A 9,091-nucleotide genomic window follows, 5' to 3' on the forward strand; every position below is an offset into this window, starting at 1 on the left:
GGACAGGGAAGTCAAAATTACGACGAAAGTAACAGAATAATTAAAATTTTTACAACAATTCACTTCAATCACCGTGCCATAAGCAGCTTACCGCTTCGCCGGTCGGTGCTTCCATCTTTGACAGAACGAACCGATAGCTCATACAGGTACATGCCAAAGCCTGTAGGCAGTAGTGAGGATAGATCTTTGGGCTGAATAGCCTCACGTATCATTTTTTCACTTGTATAATATATCCAGCGGTAGGTACATAGTGTTTGGCCGGATACGCTCAAGATCCGAAAGAAGACCTCAATGTCTTCACTGTCACGGGTATGTTCTAACTCAAACGACAGCTGCTCCTGAAAGGGGTTAGGGAATACATGGGCCCGCACTAGTTTGATTCCAGACTCGGGGCCAACTATGAAACGCAACGTGGTTTCGGAAGAGTTAGTATACGTATCCCATATTTTTACGTGTACGGTATAGTGGCCCGGAGGAAGCCCCTCCAGCGGAAAGCGAATCGTACCTCTTTGGTAGTCGTCGGTATGGGCAACAAAATAGTCGTTCAGTACAAAAGTAGTCGAATCATTGAGGGTAGCCAGCAGCTCGTGCCCCAGCCCGGCCTGCGATACGTTGATACCACTTTCGTCAGAGGCCTCAATCCATAGCACCGAGGAAGCAGGTACTACCTGTCCATCGCGGAAGCTGCTGTCGTTGAGATACGCCCTGATCTGGGGCGGGGTACGGTCTGTCAGACTATTTTCGCTACCACCTACCACCACTCCTAGCTGCGCGGCAGCATCGCTGAGGCTGTCCGTGCTGACGGCGTACACACTGATCCGCCCTTTGCCCAACCGGTAGTCGATGTTGCGGGGTACTACAAACTCCACGTTGAACCGGCCGTTCCTGATACTAACCTGACCATCAAAAAGCCGGCTACGGTACTCGCTATAGGTCGCTGGGGTACTTTCGGAGCCGGCGGTCCGGAAGCTGACAGGCTTATCAAACAGCGTGACGCGCGCCGTACCCTCAAAGGTACTTACGGCCGACGCGGAGCCTTTTTGAACAACCCTGCCGGTTAGCTTTACCTTTTGCAGGGCACGCAGTGTATCTGCGATCGCTTCCCACTGTATCTCGTACTCTGGCCTGGCCAGCCGCATGGAGGGGTCGCCCAGTAGGGTAAAGTTACGGTTGAGGCTGCCGCTGAGGCTCCTATTCTTCGTGATCCTGACTATATCTCCCATGCGTGCGCTGGTACCTACCGTAGTGAGTACTTCGTAGAAGGCTTTATTCAGGGCAAAATTAGTACTGGCAAAAACGGGCCGCGTAGTAGTAACGGCTCCAATGGCCGCTCCCCGTGGACTCAGTACCATAAGCTCCGCCCCAGACACCAGGGCCGGATCATCGTAGCGGCCAAATTCGCAGGTAGCCGTTACGAGCAGGGGCATGTTGTTGTACCCCCGCAAGGATTGGATGTCAGCCAGCGTCAGCACCTGCTCTTCAGCCCAGCCACTGATGCCACCGTGCCCCGTATAGTTCAGGATCAGGGTACCTTCTTCGATGTTTCGGCCAATAGCCGCGTTGAGCTCAGGCGCTTTGGGGCCTTCCGGAGTAGTAAGCTGCGGAAAGGCATCTATAAACAGGCGCTGGGGAAGCAGGTAGGGCTGCGTGATACCTGCTAGTTCGTCGGCATGCTGCTGGTGAATATTGCCGTCGCCATCGTCGGCCACAAAGCCGATGCGGTTGCGCCAGGCACCCCGGGTACGGGGGGAGGTGTCATAGTGAATGAGCTTGTCCACTACAACGCGAGCCTCATCAGCTGTTTTGACGGGAAGACGACCTGTGCCTATATCGAGGGTATGATCGCCGGAGGTAGATTCCTGCCAGTATCCCTCCCGGTCTTTCATAAAGCCGAAGTAATCGTCCGAGGAGTAGGTAAATACCGGGTGCAGCGACTCACGGCTTTCGTAGACTGGTACCCAGCCCTGCTGCTGAGCGGCCGACTGGGTGCGGCTGCGATTACGGTAGTCGTAGGTAGCGTCGCCAAGCAGCAGGAGGTACTTCAGCTTGTCGGGCGCCTGCTGATACAGGTGCCGCGCAAAATCGCGAATAGCCGATACATCAGCCCGCCCGGACGCAAACTCATTGTATACCTGATCCGTGGTAACAACCAGTACATCCAGCCCATCATGCTGTCGTCGGTGCTGAGCCAGTCGCTGGGCTTCTTTTTCCCAGGCTCTGGCGCTAACGATAAGCAGGTCAGGTACCGTACTGGCGTATATATTCTGGTTGGGTACAGGCTGCCAGGCCGGTGGTTCGAGGGCCTGCTGCGGCAGAAACCCCACGTAGGTACGTACCTGACGCGCCCCTTGTGCCCCAAACTGAGCTATGCCCGTTGAGGTACGCTGGAGCAGGGCCTGCCGTGGGTGCAGAGGTACTGTTACATCCCACCAGATCCAGTCGGGTGAGGTAGTCTGGATGCGGTATTGTACTGTATCACGAGCAGCGGGCAGAAATCGGTAGACCTGTTGGCCGTCGTACTGCTGCAGGCGCCGCCTGATCTGGAGGGCTATGTAGTCGAGGTAAGCCTGTGCGTTGGCCTGGCCACCTTTATCAAACTGTACACCCACCGAAAAAGCAGACGGAGGAGAAGCAGGTACTTTGAACAGGTAGTCTTTTTCGGCAATCTGGGCTCTCAGGTCATAGCGGTAGGTGGATACCGTACCTACAGGCTGCTCTCCTACCTCCTGCCCATTGACCTGCCAGCGAAAGCGGGTTGCTACCTGCGCGGAGGCGATGGCCCGGGTCAGGAGCCGGGCTTCGGTACCGGGTACCAGGCCAGTCAGCGGTACCGGCAGGCTAAGCTGGCTACTCAGGCCCAGGTACTCGCCCCACCACTCCCGGCCCGACTGCAGCAGATTGACCGACTCCTCCTCATGATACCAGTAATCATCAAACTGATCTACTACGTCACCACCTTCGGCGTTGATACTGGCAAGACCCGTAACACGTAGTCCCGGAGCCTTACCCGCTGTAAGGAAGTAGTAGGTCGTATCGGCGTAGTAGTTGATCTGATGCCGGAAAGCGGCGCGGGTTGAGTCGTACACGACCTGATGCGGTGATTCAGCGTAGAAGTACAGTACGTCGTTTTCGTCAAACCGGCCGTCGTCCTGTCCGGTGACCCATACCGCCTGCTGAGTAAGTCCCCTAGAGCGGGGCGCGCTATTGGCTTGCGGAAGCATCGCCCCTCCGTTCCCGTACAGTTGCAGGTACTGGGGATTGAGCGTAGTCAGGTCAAAGCCCATCCTGCGCAGTAGCGGTGCGGTGATTTTATAAATACCGGTTTGGGTAGTACTTAGCCTGCGCCAGCTACCTTCCGCAAGTACAGAGGTGGGCTGGGCCTGAGCAGTAGCAGCCAGTAAGCTCCAGACCAGTACCCAGAGCTGCACGACGTAGCGTATGTTATTCAGGACAAAGTTCACTTTGTTCCACCAGCGCATGGGCAGGAATGGTATAGCGGCGTTGTGATGCCTTTTCGGTGCAGAGTACACGGGTACGGCGCAACGTTCCCCGGATAAATTCTCTCTTCTGAAAAACGAAAACAGCCCCTTCGTTTAGATGCAGCAGAGGCATTTTATTATTTTCTCCGGCCGTATCGTACTGCTTGAGAGCCAGTAGTAAAGCCGGGTCGCTGCCGGTAGAGGCCTTGGGGTTGCGGGCGTACTGCTGCAGAGGGCGAAGTATATCAGAGGGAAGTACCTCTTCATGGAGTACAGGCTGCAGCAGGTCGCTGAACAGGGTCTTCCATTCCGGTCCATGGGGAGCTACCCTTTTGCGGGACATCCGTCCGGGGTACTGACGGTAGACAGCGCAGTGGGCTACTTCATGGATGTAGGTGATCAGGAAGCTGTAAGGATTGAGATTAACATTGACCGTGATCCGCGGCCGGGCCGGGGGCTTCACCATAAAATCGCCGAAGCGGGTACGGCGGGGCCGTGATATGTGCAGGTCAAAATCATACTGCTGCCAGAGCTGCTCACAGTAAGCCAATGTAGTGGTCGGAAGGTGTCTGGTTAGAACGGTAGATATGTCCATGAACCCTGAATAAAAAAAGAAAAGCCTTATTTACATAAGGCTTCCCATTTCTGTTAGACTTTCGTCTGATTACTGCTGACCACCAGTAGTGCCAGTAGCAGCAGTGTCAGTAGACATTGTAGTGTCAGTAGCCATTGTGTCAGCAGCCATTGTATCAACGATAGCAGTGTCAACGCCAACTGCAGTAGTGTCAGCAGCTTCTTCTGAAGGCTTGCTTGTACAAGCTGCGAAAGTTACCATTGTAGCTACGAATGCGAATGCAAGTACTTTTTTCATTTTTTGCGGTGTTTTTAAGGTTTGTGCTACAAAAGTAGTACAAAATTGGATATGTCAATACATGAAGCGTTGTATTTTTCTAAGAACTTAAAAATTCCTTAGAAAATAATGCGATGGCTAGAATTTGTACAACAATTACTGCTTAAAGTAGCATTACAGGATGCGTTCTGACTGAGTATTAAAGGCTTTGACTGCCTGGGCCACCTCAGGTAACAGATTGGGATTGCGCTCGATACCATTACCTACCACTACTACATCGGCTCCGGCTTCCAGAGCGAGGTAGGCTTTTTCGGCTGTATTGATTCCTCCACCCACAATAAGGGGTGTTGATGTTACGTCATGGACGGCCTTGATCATGGCGGGCGGTACGGGCTCCTGCGCGCCGCTACCGGCGTCGAGGTACATGTACCTGAGGCCAAGCATCTCACCAGCCAGTGCGGTGCAGGCTGCTACGCTGGCCTTATCGCGGGGAATGGGGATGGTGTTGCTGATGTAGGAAACGGTGGTAAGCTTGCCGCTTTCGACGAGCATGTACCCGGTAGGAAGAATTTCAATCCCGCTTTTACGTAGAATAGGTGCCGCAATGACATGCTGGCCAATAAGCAGCTCGGGGTTACGGCCCGATATCAGGGACAGGAGCAGAATAGCATCGGCCGAAGGATCTATGTGCAGGCTATTGCCCGGAAATAATATCGCAGGGATAGAGGTATACGCATGAATGGCTGCAATGAGCTTATCAATAGCATAATGGGTAACCAGGCTACCTCCTACAAAAAATAAGTCAACGCCTTCGCCCTGAGCATACTGTAAAAAATCCGGAAATGTATCTATATCGACCTTGTCAGGGTCCAGAAGTACCGCAAAGGATTTTCTTCCTTCGCTCTGCTTTTCCGCGAGTAGTGTCGATATATTAGAGTTCGCTTTGTGCATTCGTATTATGCTCTGCTTCCAAAAAATCAGTTAGCCTCTTTTTTGCCCAGGCCAGGGCTATGGATAAGGCCAGTCCCTGCAAAGCGCCGCCCATAGAGCTGCTGCTTTCTTTACGTGGCTTATCCGCAACGGGTTTGTCTTCGTTGGGTAGCAGGGCTTCCATCATCAGATATACGCCCGCTACTACTCCTCCGATCACTATAGCATGCTTACCGTAGTAGATAGTATCGTCTTTTACCTCACCCCACTGTGCTTCGATCTGCGCCCGGTAGTGCTCTGCCAGTGCCTGTAATTTTTTCTTTTGTTCCTCTGTATCAAACGAAAAGGGCTGATAGCTGGATGATGTATTATCAAACGTGAAACTCATCAGATAAGCGTACGTTAGTAGCGTCGGGGGTTAAAATTAAAGAAAAGTAATGAATTGATCGAAGGGAACAGTACGCATACCCTCTGTTTTATGCTCTACCCTACCTTTATCCCTGTATTATTCTGGTATTGTCAGGTACTATATAGTAAGCCCGGCTCTTTAGTCCAGAATAGCCCCCAGTATAGAGGATACTACCGAGACAATAAGGCTGAACAACAAGGCTGAAATGAATCCGCCTACATCAAAGCCAGCCACCAGGAAATCTACCAGATATATGATAAATACGTTGACTACGAAGTAGAAAAGGCCCAGCGTCATGATCGTTAGCGGGAGGGCCATGATCTGGAGGATAGGCTTAAGAAAGGTGTTGAGTAAGCCTAACACGATAGCTACAACAATGGCTGTGCCAAGGCCATCAATATACACGCTGGGCAGTAGGTTTTCGGCCAAGATAACGGCCAGGGTATTAATGACCAGACGAATCAGTAAGCTCATATTCGAAAAAGTTTAGCGGTGACGAGTGCCAAGTACGTCAATTACCTCATCCAAATCAACGTTTTTGTGCTCCAGAAGTACCAGGAGATGGAAGAGCAGGTCAGCTACTTCGCTCTTAAATAAATCCGGATTTTCGTCCTTTGCTTCTATTACGACCTCTACTGCCTCTTCCCCAACCTTCTGCGCGATCTTGTTAACACCACGTCCGAATAGCTTGCTGGTATAGGACTCCTCCGATGGATTTAGCTTACGCTCCCGGATTACCTGTTTCTGCAGATAATTAAGGAACGACGCTTTACCGGTATTTGTTTCGCCGAAGCAGGTGTCAGCCCCGGTGTGGCAGGTAGGGCCGGCCGGATCGGCTTTGATAAGTATCGTATCTCCGTCGCAGTCGACCAGGATCTGCTTTACGTGCAGGAAGTTATCCGAGGTTTCGCCTTTGGTCCAGAGGCGCTGCTTGCTACGGCTGAAGAAGGTTACCTTGCCCTCGCCCTGGGTCTTTACCAGGGCATCCTGGTTCATGTAGCCCAGCATCAGTACTCTGCCGGTCACGGCATCCTGCACTACGGCGGGAATAAGGCCGTCCGCTGACTTAGCAAAATCTATGGTAGTAAGGTCTGTATTCATATCTGGGAGAAATGGGTAATACTCTATAAATCTGAATGTATTTGCTCAAAGCTAACACCTAATCATCTAACCGCTACTACTTAATTTGTCATCCGCATGGGGAGGTCGTGCTCGCGCAGGTAATTTTTCAGGTCAGGAATAGGAATTTCTCTGAAATGAAAAATACTGGCGGCCAGTCCGGCGTCGGCTTTTCCGGCTGTAAATACCTCCCGAAAGTGCTCCATAGTACCCGCTCCGCCCGAAGCGATAATCGGAATATTGGCATTGGCCGAAATGGTAGCGGTCAGCTCCAGGGCGAAGCCGTTCTTGGTACCGTCGGCATCCATGGAAGTAAGCAGTATTTCGCCCGCACCGCGACTTTCTACTTCCTTGGCCCAAGGTATGGTACGTAGCTCGGTAGGCTTACGGCCGCCGTGGGTGTGCACAATGTGCTCCTCGGGCATACCTTCACCCAGTGAAATGTAGCGCGTATCAATAGCTACCACGATGCACTGACTACCAAACTCAAGGGCCAGCTCCGTGATCAGGTCCGGGTTGCGTACCGCCGCTGAGTTGATCGATACTTTATCCGCACCCGCGTGCAGCAGTGCCGACACATCGGCCTTGGACGATATGCCCCCTCCTACCGTAAAGGGAATATTAATGGTATGTGCTACGCGGTGCACGAGCTCCAGGAGCGTCTTTCGCTGCTCAACCGTAGCCGTAATGTCCAAGAACACCAGCTCGTCGGCCCCCTGCTCGGCGTACACGGCTGCCAGCTCTACGGCGTCGCCCGCGTCGCGCAGGTTCAGGAAATTAACCCCCTTGACGGTGCGGCCATCTTTTACGTCCAGGCAGGGTATGATTCGTTTTGTCAACATAGGTCAAGTTGATTTAAGCCAGAAAGCGCTTCAGCTCGTCCAGCGAAATGCGGTTTTCGTAGATGGCTTTCCCAATGATCACCCCGTACAGGTTCATTTCTGCCAGTTTCTCTACATCCTCAATACCACTCACTCCCCCGCTGGCGATGATGTTCAGCTCGGGGCACTTGTCCTGCAGGTTGCGGTACAGGTCGTACGAAGGCCCCTGCAGCAGACCGTCCTTGGCTACGTCAGTACTGATGGTATAGCGAACGCCTTTCTCCACGTACTCTTCCACAAAGTCATACACCCACAGTGTAGTACCTTCCTCCCAGCCGCTTACGGCTACCTTCTCATTACGGGCGTCGGCTCCCAGTATAATCTTATCACCGCCATACTGAGTTAGCCAGCTTTCAAACAAGTCAGGCTGCTTGACGGCTATACTACCGCCCGTTACCTGCTTAGCCCCACACTCAAAGGCGATGCGCAGGTCTTCGTCCGACTGTACACCACCACCGAAGTCGATGTGCAGGCGCGTCTTGGACGAGAGGGTTTCGAGTACTTTCCAGTTGACAATCTTCTTGGCCTTGGCGCCGTCGAGGTCTACCAGGTGCAGGCGGGTCAGGCCGGCATCTTCAAACTGCTGAGCTACTTCCAATGGATGCTCGTTATATATTTTTTTCTGGCCGTAGTCGCCCTGGGTGAGGCGTACGCACTTGCCCTCAATGAGGTCAATAGCGGGTATAATCTGTATCATAGCGTCAGGAAGTTATGGAGAATTTGCTGGCCTATGTGTCCGCTGATCTCGCAGTGGAACTGGGCGGCGTAGAAATTGTCTTTGTGCAGCATAGCACTGAACGGGCGGATGTACTCACAGGTGGCTACGGTGTACTCACAGACGGGCGCGGCGTAGCTGTGCACAAAGTACACGTAGGCGTCCTCGGGGAGTCCCTGAGTGAGTGGGCTGGTGTGGTTAAAGATATTATTCCAGCCCATGTGGGGCACCTTGTAGCCGGGTGTAGCCGGAAACCGCTGTACATCCACGTCAAAAATACCCATGCAGGTAGTATTGTTCTCCTCGGAGTAGCGGCACATGAGCTGCATACCTACGCAGGTACCCAGTACGGGCTGCTTCAGCGAAGGAATCAGCTGGTCCAGGCCTTTCTCCCGCAGGTAGCTCATGGCGGTGCTGGCCTCTCCTACTCCCGGAAAAATCACCTTATCGGCTGTACGTATCTCGGCTTCGTCGTCGGTGTAAAGGTACCCTGCACCCAGGCGGTCGAGGGCGTACATGACCGACTGCACATTGCCGGCGTTGTACTTGATAATGACGGTTTTCAAGTTTTTAGGTATTAGCTTTTAGTGATTAACTGTATTGGTTAATTAGGTTATTGCAAGGGCAAAATTTGTCCACAGCGGATGCTGTTTTTGAGCCATTTGGATGGGTGTCATATTATTAATGCCTTGATGGGGACGATGATGA

Annotated in this window: 10 protein-coding genes; all 10 read right to left on the reverse strand. The window is 52.6% G+C overall.

Translation table 11 applies throughout. The features are described from left to right. Window positions 1-68: 68 nt before the first annotated feature. Entirely contained in the window at window positions 69-3,479 is a 3,411-nt protein-coding gene (gene porU, locus JTN23_RS24440; RefSeq protein ID WP_247237741.1) for a type IX secretion system sortase PorU, read from the reverse strand. Next, window positions 3,442-4,074 carry a SprT family zinc-dependent metalloprotease gene (locus JTN23_RS24445; protein ID WP_247237742.1) on the reverse strand — a complete coding sequence of 211 codons (633 nt, stop codon included), beginning with the start codon at window positions 4,072-4,074 and terminating at the stop codon, window positions 3,442-3,444. The genes porU and JTN23_RS24445 overlap by 38 nt, the downstream gene beginning before the upstream one ends. A gap of 69 nt (window positions 4,075-4,143) precedes the next feature. Next, window positions 4,144-4,350 carry a hypothetical protein gene (locus tag JTN23_RS24450; protein ID WP_247237743.1) on the reverse strand — a complete coding sequence of 69 codons (207 nt, stop codon included), beginning with the start codon at window positions 4,348-4,350 and terminating at the stop codon, window positions 4,144-4,146. Window positions 4,351-4,503: 153 nt separating this feature from the next. Further along, the gene (locus JTN23_RS24455; protein WP_247237744.1) at window positions 4,504-5,280 is read right to left on the reverse strand and encodes a phosphoglycerol geranylgeranyltransferase; all 777 of its coding nucleotides are present in this window, start codon (window positions 5,278-5,280) and stop codon (window positions 4,504-4,506) included. Further along, window positions 5,261-5,647 (reverse strand): hypothetical protein, encoded by a 387-nt coding sequence (locus tag JTN23_RS24460; RefSeq protein WP_247237745.1) that lies wholly within the window; start codon window positions 5,645-5,647, stop codon window positions 5,261-5,263. Before JTN23_RS24460 ends, JTN23_RS24455 begins: the two co-directional genes overlap by 20 nt. Before the next feature lie 159 nt (window positions 5,648-5,806). Continuing rightward, on the reverse strand, window positions 5,807-6,142 hold the full coding sequence (locus JTN23_RS24465; RefSeq protein ID WP_247237746.1) for a phage holin family protein: 336 nt from the start codon (window positions 6,140-6,142) through the stop codon (window positions 5,807-5,809). Between the two features lie 12 nt (window positions 6,143-6,154). Beyond that, window positions 6,155-6,769, reverse strand: coding sequence for a bifunctional phosphoribosyl-AMP cyclohydrolase/phosphoribosyl-ATP diphosphatase HisIE (gene hisIE, locus JTN23_RS24470; protein ID WP_247237747.1), 615 nt, complete (start codon window positions 6,767-6,769; stop codon window positions 6,155-6,157). A gap of 80 nt (window positions 6,770-6,849) precedes the next feature. Then, a complete protein-coding gene (gene hisF, locus JTN23_RS24475; RefSeq protein WP_247237748.1) occupies window positions 6,850-7,629 on the reverse strand; it encodes an imidazole glycerol phosphate synthase subunit HisF in 780 nt (259 codons plus the stop codon). Window positions 7,630-7,642: 13 nt separating this feature from the next. Next, window positions 7,643-8,365, reverse strand: coding sequence for a 1-(5-phosphoribosyl)-5-[(5-phosphoribosylamino)methylideneamino]imidazole-4-carboxamide isomerase (hisA, locus tag JTN23_RS24480; protein ID WP_247237749.1), 723 nt, complete (start codon window positions 8,363-8,365; stop codon window positions 7,643-7,645). Next, window positions 8,362-8,949, reverse strand: coding sequence for an imidazole glycerol phosphate synthase subunit HisH (hisH, locus tag JTN23_RS24485; RefSeq protein WP_247237750.1), 588 nt, complete (start codon window positions 8,947-8,949; stop codon window positions 8,362-8,364). The genes hisA and hisH overlap by 4 nt, the downstream gene beginning before the upstream one ends. Between the last annotated feature and the right edge of the window lie 142 nt (window positions 8,950-9,091).

This window comes from Telluribacter roseus (assembly GCF_017355915.2).
GTDB lineage: Bacteria > Bacteroidota > Bacteroidia > Cytophagales > Spirosomataceae > Telluribacter.